The organism is Variovorax sp. LjRoot290, from assembly GCF_964253985.1.
Taxonomy (GTDB): domain Bacteria; phylum Pseudomonadota; class Gammaproteobacteria; order Burkholderiales; family Burkholderiaceae_C; genus Variovorax.
In genome coordinates, this window is record NZ_CAXURW020000001.1 from 360816 (window position 1) to 380265 (window position 19450).

Genomic DNA, 19450 nt, shown 5'->3' on the forward strand with positions numbered 1-19450 from the left:
AGGAACCAAGCGATGAGCGGTCTGGGTGGTCTCAACAAATCGGAGAACGGCGTCGTGCTCGGGCTGGTGCAGCTGCAGCTGCCGGTCGTCAAGACCAAGGCCGATCTCGCGGCGCAGACGCAGCGCATCTGCGAGCTGGTGGCCAAGGCGCGGCGCAACCAGGGGACCATGGACCTGGTGGTGTTCCCGGAATACGCGCTGCACGGCCTTTCGATGGACACCGCGCCCGAGATCATGTGTTCGCTCGACGGGCCCGAGGTGGCGGCCTTCAAGAAGGCCTGCATCGACAACAGGATCTGGGGCTGCTTCTCGATCATGGAAGCCAACCCCGGCGGCAATCCCTACAACAGCGGCCTGATCATCGACGACCAGGGCGCCCTGCGCCTCTACTACCGCAAGATGCATCCGTGGGTGCCGGTCGAGCCCTGGGAGCCCGGCAACATCGGCGTGCCGGTGTGCGACGGGCCCAAGGGCAGCAAGCTGGCCCTGATCATCTGCCACGACGGCATGCTGCCCGAGATGGCGCGCGAGGCCGCGTACAAGGGCGCCGAGATCATCGTCCGCACAGCGGGCTACACGGCGCCGATCCGCCATGCCTGGCGCATCACCAACCAGGCCAACGCCTTTTGCAATCTCGCGTACACCGCGAGCGTCTGCATGTGCGGCAGCGACGGCACCTTCGACTCGATGGGCGAGGGCATGTTCTGCAACTTCGACGGCACCGTGCTGGTGGAGGGCGGCGGGCGGCCCGACGAGATCATCACCGCCGAGCTCCGGCCCGACCTGGCGCGCGAGGCCCGCACCGGCTGGGGCGTGGAGAACAACATCTACCAGCTCTACCACCGCGGCTACGTCGCGGTGAAAGGCGGCGCACAGGACTGCCCCTACACCTACATGCAGGACATGGCGGCCGGCCGCTACAAGCTGCCGTGGAGCGATGAGGTGAAAGTGAAGGACGGCAGCGGCTTCGGCTTCGAGCCGCCGGAGCGCAGCTACAAGGGACCGGAGGCCTTATGAACGAACGCTACGTCGCGGCCGAGCCCTATCGCTGGCCCTACAACGGCGCACTGCGGCCCGACAACACCGCGCTGATCGTGATCGACATGCAGACCGATTTCTGCGGCGAGGGCGGATACGTCGACGTGATGGGCTACGACCTGTCGCTCGTGCAGGCGCCGATCGCGCCGATCGCGCGCACGCTGGCGCGCCTGCGGCCACTCGGCTTCCACATCATCCACACGCGGGAAGGCCATCGCCCCGACCTGGCCGACCTGCCGGCCAACAAGCGCTGGCGCTCGCGCCAGATCGGCGCCGGCGGCGTGGGCATCGGCGACGACGGCCCCTGCGGCCGCATCCTGGTGCGCGGCGAGCCGGGCTGGGAGATCATTCCCGCGCTTGCGCCGATCGAGGGCGAGGTGGTGATCGACAAGCCCGGCAAGGGTTCCTTCTACGCCACCGATCTCGAGCTGGTGCTGCGCACGCGCGGCATCGAGAACCTGATCCTGGCCGGCATCACGACCGACGTGTGCGTGCACACGACGATGCGCGACGCCAACGACCGCGGCTTCGAATGCCTGCTGCTGTCGGACTGCACGGCCGCGACTGACCATGGCAACCATCTCGCAGCCTTGAAGATGATCACGATGCAGGGCGGCGTGTTCGGCGCGCATGCGCATTCGGGCGCGCTGCTCGATGCGTTGGCTTCGATGTGAGGCAGAACATGGCCGATGCCTCACTTCAACCCATCGGCGCGCTGCCGGCCGCCACCGGCGCGCTCGCGCTCGACACCTACCAGCTGACCAAGCGCTTCGGCAGCTTCACCGCGATGGACAGCGTCACGATGCGGGTCGAGCCCGGCACGGTGCATGCGCTGCTGGGCGAGAACGGCGCCGGCAAGAGCACGCTGGTCAAGTGCGTGGCGGGCTACCAGCGCGCAGAGGAGGGCAGCATCCTGATCGATGGGCGCGAGCAGGAGATCGCCAACCCGGTGGTGGCGCGCGCGCTCGGCATCGGCATGGTCTACCAGCACTTCACGCTGGCGCCCGGCATGACGGTGGCCGAGAACCTGTTGCTGGCCGGCGGCAAGACGCCGGCCTTGATCGACTGGAAACGCAAGCGCGCCGAGCTCGAGGCCTTTCTGGCCACCACGCCCTTCAGCCTCCACCTCGACCGGCGGCCCTCCGAGCTCGCGGCCGGCGAGAAGCAGAAGCTGGAGCTCCTGAAGCAGCTCTACCTGAAGCCGCGCCTCCTGATCCTCGACGAGCCGACCTCGGTACTGACCCCGCAGGAGGCCGACGAGGTGCTGGGCCATGTGCGCGATTTCGCGCAGAGCGGCCTGTGCACCGTGCTCATCATCACGCACAAGTTCCGCGAGGTGATGGCCTATGCCGACAGCGTGACGGTGCTGCGGCGCGGGAAAGCCGTGCATCACTGCCGCGTGGCCGACACCGACCCTCGCCGGCTGGCCGCCGCGATGATGGGCGAAGGCGAGGCTCCGCCGCCCGAGAGCGACACCGCAGCGCCGGTCGGCCGGGCGCTGCATGCGATGAAGGAGACGGCGGCGGACGCGCCCATCGCCTTGCAGGTCGAGGGCCTGCAGGCGCAGGGCGACCGCGGCACGCTGGCCGTGCACGACCTGAGCCTCGCCGTGCGCGCGGGCGAGATCCTCGGCGTGGCCGGCGTCTCGGGCAACGGCCAGCGCGAGCTGGTCGAGGCGCTGGTCGGCCAGCGCCCGCGGCTCGCAGGCCGCGTGACCGTGATGGGCGAGCCCTACGCCGCACGGCGCGAGGAGAACCGGCGCCTGAAGCTGCGCAGCCTGCCCGAGGAGCCCTTGCGCAACGCCTGCGTCGGCGATCTCAGCGTGGCGGAGAACATGGCGCTGCGCGACTTCGACCAGCCGCCGCTGGCGCGCGGCGGCGTGTTGAATTTTCCGGCCTGGCGCAGCCGGGCGCGCGAGTGGATTGCCGAGTACGGTGTGAAGACCCAGGGCGAGGGCGCGCCGATCCGCAGTCTCTCGGGCGGCAATGTGCAGCGCGCCGTACTGGCCCGCGAGCTGGCCGGCGACATCAACGTGCTGATTGCCGCCAATCCCGTGTTCGGGCTGGACTTCGCCGCCGTGCGGGAGATCCACGGCCGCATCGTGCAGGTGCGGCAGAAGGGCGGCGGCGTGCTGCTCATCAGCGAAGACCTCGACGAGCTGCTGGAACTGGCAGACCGGATCGTCGTGATGAGCGAAGGACGGATCGTGTTCGAAACCTCCGCGGCTTCTGCGGAGCGGCATGTGTTGGGAGCGCATATGGGTGGGGGGCATCACGCATGAGTGCGGTCTTGCTCTTGCTCCCTCCCCCTTTGGGGGAGGGTTGGGGCGGGGGCCCTTGGGCCTTTGAACCGTCGCTGTTCCTTGCTGGGGCCTGGAGCCGGGTCTCGCCCCGGCGGGCGACTCACTTTCTTTTGCTTCGCCAAAAGAAAGTAAGCAAAGAAAAGGCGACCCCACTGTGCGTGTCCCCTGCGCTTCGCTCCGGGGCAACCTGCGGTGCTCGCTTCAGGCGGCCGAGCGAAGCGAATGCCTCAGGCTCTGGTGCCCAACCAAGCGCAACGCTCAAACAAGGGCCCAGCGCCCCCACCCCAACCCTCCCCCGGAGGGGGAGGGAGTAAAGCCAAGTCCATGCAGATAGACGCCAACCCCTTCGCCTACGAGTTCGAGCTGGACAGGACAGCCCTCGTCATCATCGACATGCAACGCGACTTCGTCGAACCCGGCGGCTTCGGCGAGACCCTGGGCAACGATGTCTCGCTGCTCCAGGCCATCGTCCCTGCGACACAGTCGGTCCTCCATGCATGGCGAAAAAAGGGCGGCCTCGTCATTCACACGCGCGAAGCCCACCGCCCCGACCTCGCCGACTGCCCGCCGGCCAAGCGCAACCGCGGCAACCCGGTGCTCCGCATCGGCGACACGGGCCCCATGGGCCGCATCCTGGTCGCCGGCGAACCCGGTAACCAGATCATCGATGCGCTCGCACCCGTCGATGGCGAGATCGTGATCGACAAGCCCGGCAAGGGCGCCTTCTATGCCACCGGCCTGCAGTCCATGCTGCAGCAGCGCAGCATCCGCAAACTGATCTTCATGGGCGTCACCACCGAAGTCTGCGTGCAGACCAGCATGCGCGAGGCCAACGACCGCGGCTACGACTGCATGCTGCTGGAAGACTGCACCGAGAGCTACTTCCCCGCCTTCAAGACGGCGGCCATCGAGATGATCCGCGCCCAGGGTGCGATCGTCGGCTGGACCGCGCCGAGCACCGCGTTGCTCGGTGCGCTCGGCAACCACTAACATCCCTGCGTGTCCACCGTTCGATCCCGCTCCCTTCCTTCCCAGCCTGCAGCCGAGGGCACGGCCGCGTTCCGCACCCGCGCCGACGAGGTCTACGCGCAGCTCAAGCGCGACGTGGCCGAGTTCAGCCTGGTGCCGGGCGACCGCTTCACCGAGAACGAGATCAGCGAGCGCCTCGGCGTCTCGCGCACGCCGGTGCGCCAGGCGCTCTTCAGGCTGCAGCAGGAGGGCTTCGTCGAGGTGCTGTTCAGGAGCGGCTGGCGCGTGCTGCCCTTCGACTTCGACCAGTTCGAACAGCTCTACGACCTGCGCATGGTGCTGGAAACCACCGCGGCGCACCGGCTCTGCGAAACCGACCGGCGCGTGGATCGCAGCCTGCTCGATGCGCTGGCCGACATCTGGCTGGTGCCGGTGGCGCAGCGCAGCGCGGACGGCGTGCAGGTCGCGCAATGGGACGAGGCCTTTCACTGTGCGCTGGTCGCGGCCGCGGGCAATGCGGAGATGGCGCGCGTGCATCGCGACGTGACCGACCGCATCCGCATCATTCGCCGGCTCGACTTCACCAAGCAGCCGCGCATCGACGCCACTTACGAGGAACACGGCAAGATCCTCAAGGCGATCCGCGCCAACCGCGGCGACCAGGCCGCGATGCTGCTGCGCGCCCACATCGAGACCAGCCAGGCCGAGGCGCGCAAGATTACGCTGCACCAGGTCTATATGGCAAAGAACGCCGGACGCCGATAGGCATGCCTGATTCCAGGGATACCGCGGAACCGGCTTCGCCGGGCCGCTGGTATCGCCCCCGGCGAGGGGGGTGGCGTAGCGACACGAAGTGCGCGAAGCCTGGGGGAGAGCCTTTACAGAGTGAACTCGTAGTCCACCGTGATCGGCGCGTGGTCGCTGAACTTGATGGTCTTGAAGATCTGCTCGCTGCGCGCGAGCTGGGCGGTCTTCGGCGTCGCCAGGTGGTAGTCCAGCCGCCAGCCCACGTTCTTGGCATAGGCCTGGCCGCGGTTGCTCCACCAGGTGTAGGCCTCGTCGGTGGTGTCGGGCTTGAGCATGCGGTAGACGTCGACCAGGCCGGCGCCCTCCGCGCCGGCGTCGAGCAGCTTCGTCATCCAGGCGCGCTCCTCGGGCAGGAAGCCGCTGTTCTTCTGGTTGCCGCGCCAGTTCTTGAGGTCGATCTCCTTGTGCGCGATGTTGATGTCGCCGCAGAGGACGAACTCGCGCTCGGCCTTGAGCGCGATCAGGTGCGGGAAGAAGCCCTTGAGAAAACGGTACTTCGCCGCCTGCCGCTCCTCCCCCGAGGAGCCGCTCGGAAAGTAGCAGCTGATGACCGAGAACTTGCGCTTGGCCGTATCGAAGCGCAGTTCGAGGTAGCGGCCTTCGGCATCGAACTCCTTGTCGCCCCAGCCCACCACGACCTCGCTGGGCTCGTGCTTGGTGTAAACCGCAGTGCCGGCGTAGCCCTTCCTCTCCGCAAAATGGAAGTGGCCCTTGAGACCGGCCATGGCCTCGAACCGGCCTTCGATATCGCTGGCCTGGACGCGGATTTCCTGCATGCAAATACAATCCGGCGCCAGTTCGGCAACCCAGTCGGCGACGCCTTTGGTCGCGGCCGAGCGCAGGCCATTGAGGTTGAGGCTGGTCAGTTTGAACACAAGGACGTTCCCGATGGCTGAAGAGGTGACAGAGGTGGGAGAGGGCGGTGCGCTGGCGCAGGCCTTCGTGCAGTTCGCGCTCGAATCGGGGGTGCTGCGCTTCGGCCAGTTCAAGACCAAGGCCGGCCGCATGAGCCCCTACTTCTTCAACGCGGGCCTGTTCGACGACGGCGCCAAGCTCGCGCGGCTCGCTGGATTCTATGCAGACCGGCTGATCGCGAGCGGCCTGGACTTCGACATGATCTTCGGCCCGGCCTACAAGGGCATCCCGCTCGGCGCCACGGTGGCTGCCGAACTCGCCCGGCGCGGCCGCAACGTGCCCTTTGCCTACAACCGCAAGGAAGCCAAGGACCACGGCGAAGGCGGCACGCTGGTCGGCGCGCCGCTCAAGGGCCGGGTGCTGATCGTCGACGACGTGATGTCGGCCGGCACTGCGGTGCGCGAGTCCATCGCCGCCATCCAGAGCGCCGGCGCCACCCCGCACGCGGTGGCCATCGCGCTGGACCGGCAGGAGAAGGCGACCGAGAACGGCATCGATGTGGCGCACAGCGCCGTGCAATATGTCCGCAACCAGCTCGGGCTGCAGGTGGTGGCGATCGCGACGCTTGACGACTTGTTACATTACCTCTCGGGCCGCGCGGACGACGAGCTGCGCGCCCACCGGGAGGGAGTGCTGGCATACAGGGCGCGCTACGGCGCGGGTTGATTCCACTGTTTGAAGGACCGACGTTGGCGCGCATCCTCACTCGCATCGCTTCTCTGGCCCTCTTGCTGGCGGGGGCCGGTGTGGTCCCTGCGCAACCGGCGCCGGCCGCGAGCTCCGGCATCTACAGCTGCGTCGACGCCCGGGGGCGCACCCTCACCTCCGACCGCCCGATCGCCGACTGCAGCGATCGCGAACAACGCGAACTGAGCCCGAGCGGCTCCGTGCGGCGCAAGATCGAGCCCACCTACACGGCACGCGAGCTGGCCGAGCGCGAGGACCGCGAGCGCCAGGCGCAGCTGCAGGCGGCGCGTCTGATCGAAGAGCGCCGCCGCGAACGCGCGCTCCTGATCCGCTATCCCAACGCCACCGCGCACGACCGCGAACGCGCCGAGGCGCTGGTCCAGATCGATGCAGTGATCAACGCCGCCAAGAAGCGCCTCGGCGAGCTGGCCGAGGAGCGCAAGAAGATCGACGACGAGCTGGAGTTCTACAAGAAGGATGTCAGCAAGGCGCCGGATTCCCTGCGCCGCAAGCTCGACGACAACGGCAAGAGCGTCGCGGTACAGAACCGCTTCATCGGCGACCAGGAAGACGAGAAGAGGCGCGTCAACGCGCGCTTCGACGAGGAGCGCGGGCGCCTCAAGCCGCTGTGGGCGGGCAATGCGCCTGCGACCACGGCGCGCTGAGCCGGTGCGCAACCGGGCGGGCACGATGACTGCGCATTGACCTTCGTCACCGCGCACAAGCAGTGATACCTGTTGTTCACCTCGTTGGCCCCTGGGGCGCCGGGAAGACGTCCGTTGGGATCTCCCTGGCAGGGCGGCTGGGCTGGCACTTTGTCGACCTCGACCAGCGCATCATGGCATGTGAAGGCGACATCACCGCCTGCATCGAGGCACACGGCTACGCGGGCTATGCCAGGCGGAACGTATCTACCTACCTCCAGACGAAGAGCGCCCTCGCAGCACCCGCTGTGTGTGCGCTTTCATCTGGTTTCATGACGTATCCAGCGGATGTCGATACGCGATACCCGGCGCTTCGCAGTTCCATCGAATCCGACGCGCTGACCGCGCTTCTGCTACCAGCGTTCGACTTGGAGACGTGTGTCGACATCATCGTGAAGAGACAGCTGTCGAGGCCGTATTTGTCCGGCAACAGGGCGAATGAAGAGTCGCGCATCCGCGCGCGGTTTCCAAGATTCATGGCGTTGCAATGCACGCGTTTTCGCAGTGATGCGGAGCCGGACCATACTGCGTCGCAAATCGAACGTTTCGTGTGGGCGCGCAGGCCGATCGTGCCGCACGCCACCCATCACTCAAGTCTGAGCGCAATTCACAATCATGGAACCCACCAGACTCAAAGTAGGCCAGCCCATCACGCCAGAACAATTCGAAGAACTGTCCGACGAGCAGCTGGAGCGCCTGGTCCCGCGCGCATACCGGGAGTTCTTCCCGGGCAAAGACTTCTGCACGGACGGCCACTTCTACCTGCACGACGGTACTGCATGGAGCTTCTACCGAGCAGGCTTCCTCGATGAGTAGCGGGGCCGCAGGCGACCGTCGAGCCCGCCCGGCATCGGCTTCCTGGTTCAGCCCAGCTTCGCCTTCAACAGCGCATTGACCTGCGCCGGATTGGCCTTGCCCTGGCTGGCCTTCATGACCTGGCCGACCAGCGCGTTGAAAGCCTTGTCCTTGCCGGCGCGGTATTCGTCGATGTTCTTCTGGTTGGTGGCCAGCACGCCGTCGATGATCTTCTCGAGCTCGCCGGTGTCGCTCATCTGCTTCAGGCCCTTGGCCTCGATGATCCGGTCTGCGTCATCGCCTTCGCCGGTCCAGAGCGCATCGAAGACCTGGCGCGCGGCGTTGTTCGACACCGTGCCGTCGCTGATGCGCTCGATCAGCTTCGCGAGTTGCGCGGCCGTCACCGGTGCTTCGCCGATCGCGATGTCCTGCAGGTTGAGGCGGCGCGCGATCTCGCCGGTGATCCAGTTGCTCGCCAGCTTGGCGTTGGCGCCGGCGGCCACCGCGCTCTGGAAGTAGCGGGCCTGCGCGGGGCTCTGGGTGAGCTGCGTGGCGTCGTAGTCCGACAGGCCGTGCTCGCGCACGTAGCGCTCGGCCATCGCGCGCGGCAGCTCCGGCATGTCGGCGCGCACGCGCTCGATCCATTCGGCCGCGATCGCCAGCGGCGGCAGGTCCGGGTCGGGGAAGTAGCGGTAATCGGCCGCGTCTTCCTTGGTGCGCATGGCGCGTGTCTCGCCGGTGTCGGGATCGAACAGCACCGTGGCCTGCTGGATCGCGCGGCCGTCCTCGATCTCGCCGATCTGCCAGCGGATCTCGTAGTCGATCGCCTGCTGCATGAACTTGAAGCTGTTCAGGTTCTTGATCTCGCGCCGCGTGCCCAGCGGCTGCCCGGGCCGGCGCACCGAGACGTTGGCATCGCAGCGGAAGCTGCCTTCCTGCATGTTGCCGTCGCAGATGCCGATCCAGGTCACGATCTTGTGCAGCTCGCGCGCATAGGCCACGGCCTCGGCGGTGGAGCGCATGTCGGGCTCGGTCACGATCTCCAGCAGAGGAGTACCGGCGCGGTTCAAATCGATGCCCGACTGGCCGACGAAGTCCTCGTGCAGCGACTTGCCGGCGTCCTCTTCGAGATGGGCGCGCACGAGGCGCACGGTTTTCTTCTCGTCGCCGAGAAAAAACGACACCGATCCGCCCTGCACGACCGGAATCTCGTACTGGCTGATCTGGTAGCCCTTGGGCAGGTCGGGATAGAAATAGTTCTTGCGCGCGAACACGCTGCGCGGTGCGATGTGCGAGCCGAGCGCGAGCCCGAGCTTGATGGCGCGCTCGACCGCGCCCTTGTTCATCACCGGCAGCGTGCCGGGCAGCGCGAGGTCGACCGCCGAGGCCTGGGTGTTGGGCTCGGCGCCGAAGGCGGTGGAGGCGCGGCTGAAGATCTTGCTCGCGGTCGAGAGCTGGGCATGGGTCTCGAAGCCGATGATGACTTCGTAGCCTTGCACCAGCGGGCCGGTCGGGCGGCCTTCCTGCATCTGTTCGAAGGAGTTCATGTCAAAAGCCCTCCGGCGTGCGGCGGTGCCAGTCGGTCGCCTGCTGGAAACGGTGCGCCGCGTTCAGCAGCTTCGCCTCGCCGAAATAGTTGCCGATCAATTGCAGGCCGACCGGCATGCCGCCGTCGAAGCCCACCGGCAGGCTCATGCCGGGCAGGCCGGCGAGCGAGCCCGGCAGCGTGAAGATGTCGGCCAGGTAGTCGGCCACCGGGTCGCCGCCGTGTTCGCCCAGCTTCCAGGCGACCGTGGGCGCGGCCGGGCCGGCGATCACATCGCACTGCGCGAAAGCCTGCTGGAAATCGTCGGCGATCATGCGGCGCACCTTCTGCGCCTGAAGGTAGTAGGCGTCGTAGTAGCCGTGCGAGAGCACGTAGGTGCCGATCATGATGCGGCGCTTGACCTCGTCGCCGAAGCCTTCCTCGCGCGTCTTGGCGTACATGTCGGCCAGATCGCGGTAGTTCTTGGCGCGATGGCCGAACTTGACGCCGTCGAAGCGGCTCAGGTTGCTGGACGCTTCGGCCGCCGCAATGATGTAGTAGACCGGGATCGACAGCTCGGTGCGCGGCAGCGTGACCTCGACGCGGCGGGCGCCGAGCTTCTCGTATTCCGCCAGCGCGGCGTCGATGGCCGCGCGCACGCCGGGGGCGACGCCTTCGCCCAGGAACTCCTTCGGCACACCGATGCGCAGGCCTTCGAGCGAATCGGAGAGGGTGCGCGAAAAATCCTCGGCTGGCTTGTCCAGCGAGGTCGAATCGCGCTCGGGGTCGGGTCCGCACAGGGCCGACAGCAGCAGCGCGCAGTCTTCGGCCGAGCGCGCCAGCGGCCCGGCCTGGTCGAGGCTGGAGGCGAAGGCGACCATGCCGTAGCGCGAGGCGCGGCCGTAGGTCGGCTTGATGCCGGTCACGCCGCAGAAGGAGGCCGGCTGGCGGATTGAGCCGCCGGTGTCGGTGCCGGTCGCGGCCGGCGCCAGGCGCGCGGCTACCGCGGCAGCGCTGCCGCCCGAGGAGCCGCCGGGAATGCGCGTCATGTCCCACGGGTTGCGCACAGGCACCGCGCGGTCGAAGCCGACGGCCGGCACCGCGACGTTCTCGTTGGCCGAACCCATCGCGAATTCGTCGCAGCTCAGCTTGCCGAGCGTGACGGCGCCGGCTTCGGCCAGCTTGCGCACCACGGTGGCATCGAAGGGCGAGCGGTAGCCGGCCAGGATGCGCGAGCCCGCGGTGGTCGGGAAATCGGCGGTGACGAAGATGTCCTTGTGCGCGATCGGCACGCCGGCCAGGGCCGGGGCCTTGCCGGCGGCGAGCAGGGCGTCGGCGGCGCGGGCCTGGGCCAGCGTCACGTCCTCGTCGAGGGCGACGAAGCTGCCAAGATCCTGGTGCTGCTTGATGCGCGCCAAGTGGTGTTCGGCGGCCTCGACCGCCGACACCTTGCGCTCGCGCAGGGCCGCGGCCAATTCGGCCACCCCCATCTGGTGCAGGTCGGCGGCGCTCATTCGATCACCTTCGGCACCAGGAACAGGCCGTTCTCGACCGCCGGCGCGCTGCGCTGGTTGGCCTCGCGCCGGTTCGGTTCGCTCGCCACGTCCTCGGCCAGCCGGAGCGTCACATCCTCGAAGGCGGCCACGGGGTGGGCCAGCGGCTCCAGGCCGGCGGTGTCGACCGCGCGCATCCGCTCCACCAGTTCGAAGAAGCCATTGATCTGGCCCAGCATGCGCTCGCTCTCGTCGGGGGCAAGCTCCAGCCTGGCGAGCGATGCGATGCGCGCAATATCGGAGGAAGTGAGTGACATCGAAAAAAGAAGGCCGCCACACGTCGGAAGGGTGCGCCAGCGCTGGGATACAGAGGGGATTCGGGTATTATCCCGCCTTTGCCGCAACCCCCGCGAACGCGACGGCATTTGCTGCAAAAACGATCCAACCACCCCGTCAAAAAACGACCCAGCAAGAGGGCGACGACATGCCGACGCGCATGCCGTGCTCCAGAGGATTCCACAATGTTTGGAGCTTTTCGTCGGTACTTTTCTACCGACCTCGCGATCGACCTCGGCACCGCGAACACCCTGATCTTTGCGCGCAACAAGGGCATCGTGCTCGATGAGCCCTCGGTCGTGGCCATCCGCCACGAAGGCGGCCCGCACGGCAAGAAGGTGATCCAGGCCGTGGGCCGCGAAGCCAAGGCCATGCTCGGCAAGGTGCCCGGCAACATCGAGGCCATCCGCCCGATGAAGGACGGCGTGATCGCCGACTTCGTGATCACCGAGCAGATGATCAAGCAGTTCATCAAGATGGTGCACCCGCGCTCGCTGCTCACGCCCAGCCCGCGCATCATCATCTGCGTGCCCTGCGGCTCGACCCAGGTCGAGCGCCGCGCCATCAAGGACGCCGCCGAAGCCGCCGGCGCCACCTCGGTCTACCTGATCGAGGAACCCATGGCCGCCGCGATCGGCGCCGGGCTGCCGGTGTCCGAAGCCAGCGGCTCGATGGTGGTCGACATCGGCGGCGGTACCACCGAGGTCGGCGTGATCTCGCTCGGCGGCATGGTCTACAAGGGCAGCGTGCGCGTCGGCGGCGACCGCTTCGACGAGGCCATCATCAACTACATCCGCCGCAACTACGGCATGCTGATCGGCGAGCCGACGGCCGAAGTCATCAAGAAGAGCATCGGCTCGGCCTTCCCCGGTTCCGAAGTCAAGGAAATGGAAGTCAAGGGCCGCAACCTCAGCGAAGGCGTGCCGCGCAGCTTCACCATCAGCAGCAACGAAGTGCTGGAGGCGCTGACCGATCCGCTCAACAACATCGTTTCGGCGGTCAAGAACGCGCTGGAGCAGACCCCGCCCGAGCTGGGCGCCGACATCGCCGAGCGCGGCATGATGCTGACCGGCGGCGGCGCGCTGCTGCGCGACCTCGACCGCCTGCTGGCCGAGGAAACCGGCCTGCCGGTGCTGGTGGCCGAAGACCCTCTGACCTGCGTGGTGCGCGGCTGCGGCATCGCCCTGGAGCGCATGGACAGGTTGGGAAGCATCTTCACCAGCGAGTGATGCACACTTTGCACATTTGGCCGGCCCGTGTCAGCATCGGCCGGCTTTTTTCCATCTAACGCGCAGCTCACACCATGCCCCTGGGCACGCTGGATCGCACCGCGCCACCCCTGTTCAACCAGGGGCCTTCGGCGCTCAGCAAGCTGATCTTCTTCAGCGCGCTCGCGCTGTTCCTGATGGTGGCCGACGCGCGCTTCAACATCGTGCAGCCGCTGCGCGCGGGCATCGGCGCGGTGCTCTATCCCATCCAGTGGCTGGCGCTCAAGCCGGTGCAGCTCGCGATGGGCGGCGGCCGCTACCTGGAAGACCTGCAGACCGCGCAAAGCAAGGAGGCGGAGGCCCGCAAGGCGCTCGCGCTGCAGTCCGAACGCGCGAGCCAGGCCGACACCCTGGCGCAGGAGAACGCGCGGCTGCGCTCCCTGCTCGAACTGCGCCAGGCCACGCAGACGCCGGGCCGCGCGGCCGAGGTGCTCTACGACGCTGCCGATCCCTACACCCGCAAGCTGGTCATCGACCAGGGGCTCACCAACGGCATCGCAGCCGGCTCGCCGGTGATCGACGAGCACGGCGTGGTCGGGCAGGTCACGCAGGTCCAGCCTTTCAGCAGCGAGATCACGCTGGTGATCGACCGCGACCTGTCGATTCCCGTGCAGAACGTGCGCACCGGCGCGCGCAGCGTGGCCTTCGGCGATGCCAGCGCCCACGGCGGCGGGCTCGAACTGCGCTTCATGGCGGCCAATGCCGACCTGCAGGAAGGGGACCTGCTCACCACCAGCGGCGTCGACGGCGTCTACCCGCCGGGCCTGCCGGTCGCCAGGATCGACCGCATCGAGCGCCGCGCCGACACCGCTTTCGCGCGCATCCACTGCGTGCCGCTGGCCCATGTGACGGCCGCGCGCTACGTGCTGGTGCTGGCGCCCACGGGCGTGCAGGCGCCGAAGCCGGTGCCGGCCGCACCGGCGGATGCCGCGGCGGGCAAGAAGAAGGGCGACAAGTCCGCCGCCAAGCCTGACAAGAAGGAGGGCCGAACCCGATGATCATGCGTCCCGGCCAGCAGCAGCTCCTGCTGCCCGTCAGTCCCCTCTTCATGTGGGCGAGCCTCATTGCGGCCCTGCTCGTCAACATGATTCCGATCGGTCGCGCCGCCTGGACGCCCGACCTGCTGGCGCTGGTGATCGTGTTCTGGAGCGTGCACCAGCCCGCGCGCATCGGCATCGGCGCGGCCTTCATGTTCGGTCTCCTGATGGACGTGCATCAGACGGCCATGCTGGGCCAGCATGCGCTGTCCTACACCACGCTCGGTTTCTTCGCGATCATGATCCACCGGCGCCTGCTCTGGTACCCGGTGGTCTCGCAGGCCTTGCAGGTGCTGCCGCTGTTCGCGCTCTCGCACCTGATCGAAGTCGCGATCCGGATGATCGGCGGCGGCATCTTCCCGGGCTGGACGATCCTGATCTCGCCGGCCATCGAGACCGCCCTGTGGCCGCTGGTGAGCCTGGCGCTCCTTGCGCCGCAGCGCCGCACGCCCGAGCCCGATGCCAACCGCCCCCTGTGAAGACATGCTGATCCGGCTTGTCCTGCAGCTCCGGCGAGCGTAGGCTCGCGCGCGCCATGACCGAACTCCGCAACGTCGCCGCCGACCTCGCGCGCTTCAAGCGCCGGGTGATCGTGATCGGCCTCGTGGTGCTCACCGCCTTCAGCCTCCTGTGCACGCGCCTGTTCTTCCTGCAGGTGGTGCGCCACGACGATCTCGCGGAGCAGGCCGAGAGCAACCGCACGGCCGTCGTGCCGGTGGTGCCGAACCGCGGCCTGATCCTCGACCGCAACGGCATCGTGCTGGCCTCCAACTACTCGGCCTACACCCTCGAGATCACGCCCTCGAAGGTCGGCAGCCTGGAAGGCACCATCGACAGCCTCGGCGAGGTGGTGGAAGTCTCGCAGCGCGACCGCCGCCGCTTCAAGCGCCTGCGCGAGGACTCGCGCAGCTTCGATTCGATCCCGATCCGCACGCGCCTGAGCGACGAGGAGGTCGCGCGCTTCGCGGCGCAGCGCTACCGCTTCCCGGGTGTCGAAATCAAGGCCCGGCTGTTCCGCAACTACCCCAACGGCGAACTCGCCTCCCATGTGCTGGGCTACATCGGCCGCATCAACCAGCGCGAGAAGACCGCGATGGAGGACTGGAGCGAGGAAGACCAGGCCAACTACAAGGGCACCGACTACATCGGCAAGCTGGGCATCGAGCAGAGCTACGAGAAGACGCTGCACGGCCACACCGGCGTCGAGCAGATGGAAACCTCGGCCGGCGGCCGCGCGGTGCGCCGGCTCTCGAGCCACCCGGCGACGCCCGGCAACACGGTGAAGCTCTCGCTGGACATCAAGCTGCAGAAGCTGGTGGAAGACATGTTCGGCGAGCGCCGCGGCGCGCTGGTGGCGATCGATCCCAACAGCGGCGAGGTGCTGGCCTTCGTGAGCAAGCCCACCTTCGATCCGAACCTGTTCGTCGAGGGCATCGACAACGAAAGCTGGCAGGCGCTCAACGAGTCGCTGGACAAGCCGCTTCTGAACCGCGCGCTGCGCGGCACCTACCCGCCGGGCTCGACCTACAAGCCCTTCATGGCGATGGCCGCGCTGCAGCTCGGCAAGCGCGCGCCGAGCGTGGTGATCAACGACCCGGGCTTCTACACCTTCGGCGGCCACACCTTCAAGAGCCACGAGGGCGGCCTGGGCGGGATGGACATGCACCGCGCCATCCAGTTCTCGAGCAACACCTACTTCTATTCGCTCGCGGTCGACATGGGCGTGGACGCCATCCACGACTTCATGAAGCCGCTGGGCTTCGGCCAGATCACCGGCATCGACGTCCAGGGCGAGGTGCGTGGCCTCTTGCCTAGCACGACCTGGAAGCGCGACGCCTACAAGCGTCCCGAGATGAAGAAGTGGTACCCCGGCGAAACCGTCTCGCTCGGCATCGGCCAGGGCTACAACAACTTCACGATGCTGCAGCTCGCGGCGGCCGAAGCCACGCTGGCCAACGGCGGCATCAAGCACCAGCCGCACCTGGTGCTCGGCATCAAGAACACGGTGAGCGGCGAGACCGTCCCGATGCCGCAGCCGCCGGGCGTGGACCTGGGCTACGCGCCGAAGAACGTGGAGATCGTGCGCAACGCGCTGGTCGCGGTGAACAAGGGCGGCACCGGTACGCGCGTGTTCGCCGGGGCGCCCTACAGCTCGGCCGGCAAGACCGGCACGGCGCAGGCCGTGAGCATGGGCCAGAACGTGAAGTACAACGCCAAGGCGCTCGAGGAGCACCAGCGTGACCACTCGCTGTTCGCGGCCTACGCGCCGGCGGAGGCGCCCAGGATCGCGGTCGCGATCATCGTCGAGAACGCCGGCTTCGGTGCAGCGGCAGCGGCCCCGATCGTGCGCCGCGTGTTCGACTACTGGCTGGCCGACCAGTATCCCAACGAGCAGGACCTGGTCGCGGTGCAGGCCGGCAAGGCCGGCCCACCGATGGGCAAGCCGCGCGTGGCGAGCGAGATGGCCTGGCCCATCGTCTCCGGTCCGGCTGCCGCGACGGCGCCCTGACGGTCTCGATCGATTTGCGGGTTAACCCTAGGTTTTCGAGGGTGATTCGCCCCTCCTGTACGCTCTAGACCTTTGTAAACAATCGTTACTAAACGGTATCGGCGGCTACGCCGGAAAGGTCTCATGAGCATCGGGAATCAGGGCGGGCGCCGTTTCGCGCGTTGGCGCAATGCCTGCACGGCTGTACTTTTGTTGGCGAGCGCTCACTGGAGTGCTGCTGCCCCTGGTGAGCCCATCGTCGTCGGCCAGGTTGCGCCATTCACCGGTCCGCAGGCGGTCACCGGCCGAGCCATCCATGCCGGCGCCAAGCTGTATTTCGACGCCGTCAACGCCAAGGGCGGGGTGCGTGGCCGGCCGATCAAGCTCGTGACGCGCGACGACGCGCAAAAAGCGGAGGAAAGCGTGCGCCTGACCCGGGAGATCATCGCGGCCGAATCGCCGGTGGCCTTGATGGGAACGGTGGGCACGACCAACCTCGAGGCCATCGCCAAGGACGGCGTGCTGGCGCAAAAGGGGGTCGCGATGATCGGCGCCGTCTCGGGCGCGAGCAGCGTGGCGCAGGCGCCGGGCATTTATGTGGTCAAGGCCAGCTACCACGACGAGGTCGCGCGGCTGTTCAGCCAGCTGGCCACCGTCGGCGTGCAACGCGTGGGTCTGCTCTACCAGGACGACGGCTTGGGTCAGGATGTGCTGGCCGGCGCCGAAGCGGCTGCCAAGGCCCACGGCATCCAGCTCGTGGTGCGCGCCGGCTACCCGCGCAACACGGTGGCCGTGGAGAAGGCCGTGGCCGAGATCGCCAAGGCCAAGGTCCAGGTCGTCTTTCTAGGCGCGACCACGGCCGCAGGGATCGAGTTCGTCAAGCAGTATGCGGCCGCCGGCGGTGCCGGCAGCATGCTCTACGGCATGTCGATCATCGACACCGACGCGCTGCTCAAGGCGCTCGGGCCGCAGCGTGCGCGCGGCTACGCCTTCTCGGTCGTTCTGCCGCAGCAGGGCGACCGTGCCGTGGTGCGCGAGTACCTGCAGCTGCGCCAGGCATCGAAGGATCCGGATATTTCGGCGCGCTCGATGGAAGGCTTCATCGCCGCCAAGGCGCTGGTCAAGGTGATGGAGAGCGCCAGCACCCTCAACGCGGCCGGTGTGGGCGCCGCGCTGGCCTCAGCGAAGGCGATCGACGTCGGCGGCTATACGCTCGACTTCAGTGCAAGAGGCCAGACCGCATCGCGCTACGTGGATTTCGCGATGTTCGGCGCCGGCGGCAAGCTGGTCCAGTGACGAGCGCCCAAAGAAAAGGCGCCGACCAGCGGCGCCTTGTTCAAAAAAACGGCATCTCGTTCGGATGCCTTGTGTAGCAAGCATGTTTTGATTCTTCGAAATGTCTCCTCGGTCCCCCGCGCTGCGGGCAGGCCCGTTTGCGAGTGGCGAGACTTTAGGGTGCGCACCGTGCCAGTGCATCGGGGATTACCCGTCACCCTGAAACAAAAGGAAACATTCGCGGAATTCGATCACGCCCGGGCCCAGGCGTTCAGCCTTCGATGTCGAAGGTCACGCCCTGGGCCAGCGGCAGGGTGGTGGAGTAGTTGATGGTGTTGGTCGCTCGGCGCATGTAGGCCTTCCAGCTGTCGGAGCCGGCCTCGCGCCCGCCGCCGGTCTCCTTCTCGCCGCCGAAGGCGCCGCCGATCTCGGCGCCGCTCGGGCCGATGTTGACGTTGGCGATGCCGCAGTCCGAGCCCGCGCTCGAGATGAAGCGCTCGGCCTCGCGCACGTTCAGGGTGAAGATGGAGGACGACAGGCCGGCGCCGACTTCGTTGTGCCAGCGGATCGCTTCGTCGAGCGCCTCGTAACGCAGCACATACAAGATGGGCGCGAAGGTCTCGCGCAGCACCGGGCCGGCGTGCGCGGCCAGTTCCACCAGGGCCGGACGCACGTAGAAGGCGCCGTCGCCGGCGATCCCGTCGACGCGACCGCCGCCGTGCACCGTGGCGCCCGCGGCGCGGCTTTCATGCAGCGCCTTCTGCATGCCCTCGAAGGCGGCGCCGTCGATCAGCGGTCCCACCAGCGTGCCCGGCGTGCGCGGGTCGCCCACCTGCACGCCGGCGTAGACCTTGGCCAGCCGCGGCACCAGCGCGTCGTATACGCTGGCGTGCACGAAAAGGCGGCGCAGCGTGGTGCAGCGCTGTCCGGCCGTGCCCATCGCGGCGAAGGCGATGGCGCGCAGCGTCAGGTCGAGGTCGGCCGAGGGGGCGACGATGGCGGCGTTGTTGCCGCCCAGCTCCAGGATCGCGCGCGCGAAACGCGCCGCCAGCCGCGGCGCCACCTGGCGCCCCATGGCGGTGGATCCGGTGGCCGACAGCACCGCCACGCGGTGGTCGTCCACCAGCACCTCGCCGACGGCGCGCTGACCGATCAGCAGTTCCAGCAGGCCCTCGGGCGCGTCGCCGAAGCGCGCCAGCGCGCGCTGGGCGATCGCATGCGTGGCCAGCGCGGTGAGCGGGGTCTTCTCGGACGGCTTCCACACCACCGCATCGCCGCAGACCAGGGCCAGCGTGGCGTTCCAGGACCACACGGCCACCGGAAAGTTGAAGGCCGAGATCACGCCGCAGACGCCCAGCGAATGCCAGCTTTCCATCATGCGGTGCTCGGCGCGCTCGGTGGCCAGCGTCAGGCCGTAGAGCTGGCGCGACAGGCCGACCGCGAAGTCGCAGATGTCGATCATCTCCTGCACCTCGCCCGCGCCTTCGGACGGGATCTTGCCGGCCTCCAGCGTGACCAGCCGGCCCAGGTCGGCCTTGGCCGCGCGCAGCTCCTCGCCCAGGAGGCGCACCAGCTCGCCGCGGCGCGGCGCCGGCACGCTGCGCCAGGCCAGATAGGCCGCATGCGCGCGACCGATGGCCTGCGTGGCTTCGGCTGGCGTGGTCTGCGGCACGGTGCCGATCGATTCGCCGGTGATCGGGGAGCGCACCGGCAGATCGCCGCCGGTGTAGGCGCTGCGCGGCACACCCAGGCGCTGCAGCAGCTGATCGACTTCGGTGGCGACGGGGGAGGGGGCGGGGGCTTGCGGCATG

General features: G+C 67.9%; 18 protein-coding genes and 1 pseudogene. 14 read left to right on the forward strand and 5 right to left on the reverse strand.

All coding sequences use genetic code 11. From position 1 onward, the window contains the following. The first annotated feature begins 12 nt into the window (after positions 1 to 12). From ACSQ9A_RS01880 to ACSQ9A_RS01900, 5 genes are all read left to right on the forward strand, one after another. Positions 13 to 1017, forward strand: coding sequence for a formamidase (locus tag ACSQ9A_RS01880; protein WP_093104257.1), 1005 nt, complete (start codon positions 13 to 15; stop codon positions 1015 to 1017). Then, positions 1014 to 1712, forward strand: a complete 699-nt coding sequence (biuH, locus tag ACSQ9A_RS01885; protein ID WP_436302492.1) for a biuret amidohydrolase — start codon at positions 1014 to 1016, stop codon at positions 1710 to 1712. The genes ACSQ9A_RS01880 and biuH overlap by 4 nt, the downstream gene beginning before the upstream one ends. 8 nt (positions 1713 to 1720) lie before the next feature. Continuing rightward, a complete protein-coding gene (locus ACSQ9A_RS01890; RefSeq protein ID WP_436302493.1) occupies positions 1721 to 3319 on the forward strand; it encodes an ABC transporter ATP-binding protein in 1599 nt (532 codons plus the stop codon). 345 nt (positions 3320 to 3664) lie between these two features. Beyond that, on the forward strand, positions 3665 to 4330 hold the full coding sequence (locus ACSQ9A_RS01895; protein ID WP_436302494.1) for a cysteine hydrolase family protein: 666 nt from the start codon (positions 3665 to 3667) through the stop codon (positions 4328 to 4330). Between the two features lie 9 nt (positions 4331 to 4339). Further along, positions 4340 to 5074: a GntR family transcriptional regulator gene (locus ACSQ9A_RS01900; RefSeq protein WP_093104251.1), complete on the forward strand. Its 735-nt coding sequence runs from the start codon at positions 4340 to 4342 to the stop codon at positions 5072 to 5074. A 113-nt stretch (positions 5075 to 5187) separates the two neighbouring features. Here ACSQ9A_RS01900 and ACSQ9A_RS01905 read toward each other — a convergent pair whose 3' ends face one another. Then, complete coding sequence (locus ACSQ9A_RS01905; RefSeq protein WP_436302495.1) at positions 5188 to 5991, reverse strand: exodeoxyribonuclease III; 804 nt, start codon at positions 5989 to 5991, stop codon at positions 5188 to 5190. 13 nt (positions 5992 to 6004) lie between these two features. Between ACSQ9A_RS01905 and pyrE the strand changes: the two genes are divergently transcribed. From pyrE to ACSQ9A_RS01925, 4 genes and pseudogenes are all read left to right on the forward strand, one after another. Next, a complete protein-coding gene (gene pyrE / locus ACSQ9A_RS01910; RefSeq protein ID WP_093104248.1) occupies positions 6005 to 6697 on the forward strand; it encodes an orotate phosphoribosyltransferase in 693 nt (230 codons plus the stop codon). Between the two features lie 23 nt (positions 6698 to 6720). Next, positions 6721 to 7383, forward strand: a complete 663-nt coding sequence (locus ACSQ9A_RS01915) for a DUF4124 domain-containing protein (RefSeq protein WP_436292385.1) — start codon at positions 6721 to 6723, stop codon at positions 7381 to 7383. 62 nt (positions 7384 to 7445) lie between these two features. Beyond that, positions 7446 to 7847 (forward strand): annotated as a pseudogene (locus ACSQ9A_RS01920) (shikimate kinase); the annotation flags it as partial. Positions 7848 to 8037: 190 nt separating this feature from the next. Then, complete coding sequence (locus tag ACSQ9A_RS01925; protein ID WP_093104243.1) at positions 8038 to 8238, forward strand: hypothetical protein; 201 nt, start codon at positions 8038 to 8040, stop codon at positions 8236 to 8238. Positions 8239 to 8285: 47 nt separating this feature from the next. Here ACSQ9A_RS01925 and gatB read toward each other — a convergent pair whose 3' ends face one another. The 3 genes from gatB to gatC are packed head-to-tail and all read right to left on the reverse strand — an operon-like array spanning position 8286 to position 11552. Then, positions 8286 to 9764, reverse strand: a complete 1479-nt coding sequence (gatB, locus tag ACSQ9A_RS01930) for an Asp-tRNA(Asn)/Glu-tRNA(Gln) amidotransferase subunit GatB (protein ID WP_436302496.1) — start codon at positions 9762 to 9764, stop codon at positions 8286 to 8288. Between the two features lies 1 nt (position 9765). Next, on the reverse strand, positions 9766 to 11256 hold the full coding sequence (gene gatA / locus ACSQ9A_RS01935) for an Asp-tRNA(Asn)/Glu-tRNA(Gln) amidotransferase subunit GatA (protein WP_436302497.1): 1491 nt from the start codon (positions 11254 to 11256) through the stop codon (positions 9766 to 9768). Next, positions 11253 to 11552 carry an Asp-tRNA(Asn)/Glu-tRNA(Gln) amidotransferase subunit GatC gene (gene gatC, locus ACSQ9A_RS01940; protein WP_093104238.1) on the reverse strand — a complete coding sequence of 100 codons (300 nt, stop codon included), beginning with the start codon at positions 11550 to 11552 and terminating at the stop codon, positions 11253 to 11255. Before gatC ends, gatA begins: the two co-directional genes overlap by 4 nt. Positions 11553 to 11756: 204 nt before the next feature. Here gatC and ACSQ9A_RS01945 point away from each other — a divergent pair, with 204 nt between their 5' ends. The 5 genes from ACSQ9A_RS01945 to ACSQ9A_RS01965 all read left to right on the forward strand — a co-directional run bounded on the left by ACSQ9A_RS01945 (position 11757) and on the right by ACSQ9A_RS01965 (position 17660). Further along, a complete protein-coding gene (locus ACSQ9A_RS01945) occupies positions 11757 to 12800 on the forward strand; it encodes a rod shape-determining protein (protein ID WP_028249609.1) in 1044 nt (347 codons plus the stop codon). A 74-nt stretch (positions 12801 to 12874) separates the two neighbouring features. Continuing rightward, entirely contained in the window at positions 12875 to 13837 is a 963-nt protein-coding gene (gene mreC / locus ACSQ9A_RS01950) for a rod shape-determining protein MreC (RefSeq protein ID WP_436302498.1), read from the forward strand. Beyond that, positions 13834 to 14355, forward strand: coding sequence for a rod shape-determining protein MreD (gene mreD, locus ACSQ9A_RS01955; RefSeq protein ID WP_093104235.1), 522 nt, complete (start codon positions 13834 to 13836; stop codon positions 14353 to 14355). Before mreC ends, mreD begins: the two co-directional genes overlap by 4 nt. Positions 14356 to 14411: 56 nt before the next feature. Further along, a complete protein-coding gene (gene mrdA, locus ACSQ9A_RS01960; RefSeq protein WP_436302499.1) occupies positions 14412 to 16385 on the forward strand; it encodes a penicillin-binding protein 2 in 1974 nt (657 codons plus the stop codon). 123 nt (positions 16386 to 16508) lie between these two features. Next, a complete protein-coding gene (locus ACSQ9A_RS01965) occupies positions 16509 to 17660 on the forward strand; it encodes an ABC transporter substrate-binding protein (RefSeq protein ID WP_436302500.1) in 1152 nt (383 codons plus the stop codon). Positions 17661 to 17910: 250 nt separating this feature from the next. Here ACSQ9A_RS01965 and amaB read toward each other — a convergent pair whose 3' ends face one another. Further along, a complete protein-coding gene (gene amaB / locus ACSQ9A_RS01970; protein ID WP_436302501.1) occupies positions 17911 to 19449 on the reverse strand; it encodes an L-piperidine-6-carboxylate dehydrogenase in 1539 nt (512 codons plus the stop codon). Between the last annotated feature and the right edge of the window lies 1 nt (position 19450).

Bases quoted from the DNA above. Each gene is read 5' to 3' on its own strand.
- amaB (WP_436302501.1), bottom strand. From the start codon at position 19,449: ATGCCGCAAGCCCCCGCCCCCTCCCCCGTCGCCACCGAAGTCGATCAG.
- mreC (WP_436302498.1), top strand. From the start codon at position 12,875: ATGCCCCTGGGCACGCTGGATCGCACCGCGCCACCCCTGTTCAACCAG.
- gatA (WP_436302497.1), bottom strand. From the start codon at position 11,256: ATGAGCGCCGCCGACCTGCACCAGATGGGGGTGGCCGAATTGGCCGCG.
- ACSQ9A_RS01965 (WP_436302500.1), top strand. From the start codon at position 16,509: ATGAGCATCGGGAATCAGGGCGGGCGCCGTTTCGCGCGTTGGCGCAAT.
- ACSQ9A_RS01880 (WP_093104257.1), top strand. From the start codon at position 13: ATGAGCGGTCTGGGTGGTCTCAACAAATCGGAGAACGGCGTCGTGCTC.
- ACSQ9A_RS01945 (WP_028249609.1), top strand. From the start codon at position 11,757: ATGTTTGGAGCTTTTCGTCGGTACTTTTCTACCGACCTCGCGATCGAC.
- pyrE (WP_093104248.1), top strand. From the start codon at position 6,005: ATGGCTGAAGAGGTGACAGAGGTGGGAGAGGGCGGTGCGCTGGCGCAG.
- mrdA (WP_436302499.1), top strand. From the start codon at position 14,412: ATGACCGAACTCCGCAACGTCGCCGCCGACCTCGCGCGCTTCAAGCGC.
- biuH (WP_436302492.1), top strand. From the start codon at position 1,014: ATGAACGAACGCTACGTCGCGGCCGAGCCCTATCGCTGGCCCTACAAC.
- ACSQ9A_RS01925 (WP_093104243.1), top strand. From the start codon at position 8,038: ATGGAACCCACCAGACTCAAAGTAGGCCAGCCCATCACGCCAGAACAA.
- gatC (WP_093104238.1), bottom strand. From the start codon at position 11,552: ATGTCACTCACTTCCTCCGATATTGCGCGCATCGCATCGCTCGCCAGG.
- gatB (WP_436302496.1), bottom strand. From the start codon at position 9,764: ATGAACTCCTTCGAACAGATGCAGGAAGGCCGCCCGACCGGCCCGCTG.
- mreD (WP_093104235.1), top strand. From the start codon at position 13,834: ATGATCATGCGTCCCGGCCAGCAGCAGCTCCTGCTGCCCGTCAGTCCC.
- ACSQ9A_RS01895 (WP_436302494.1), top strand. From the start codon at position 3,665: ATGCAGATAGACGCCAACCCCTTCGCCTACGAGTTCGAGCTGGACAGG.
- ACSQ9A_RS01890 (WP_436302493.1), top strand. From the start codon at position 1,721: ATGGCCGATGCCTCACTTCAACCCATCGGCGCGCTGCCGGCCGCCACC.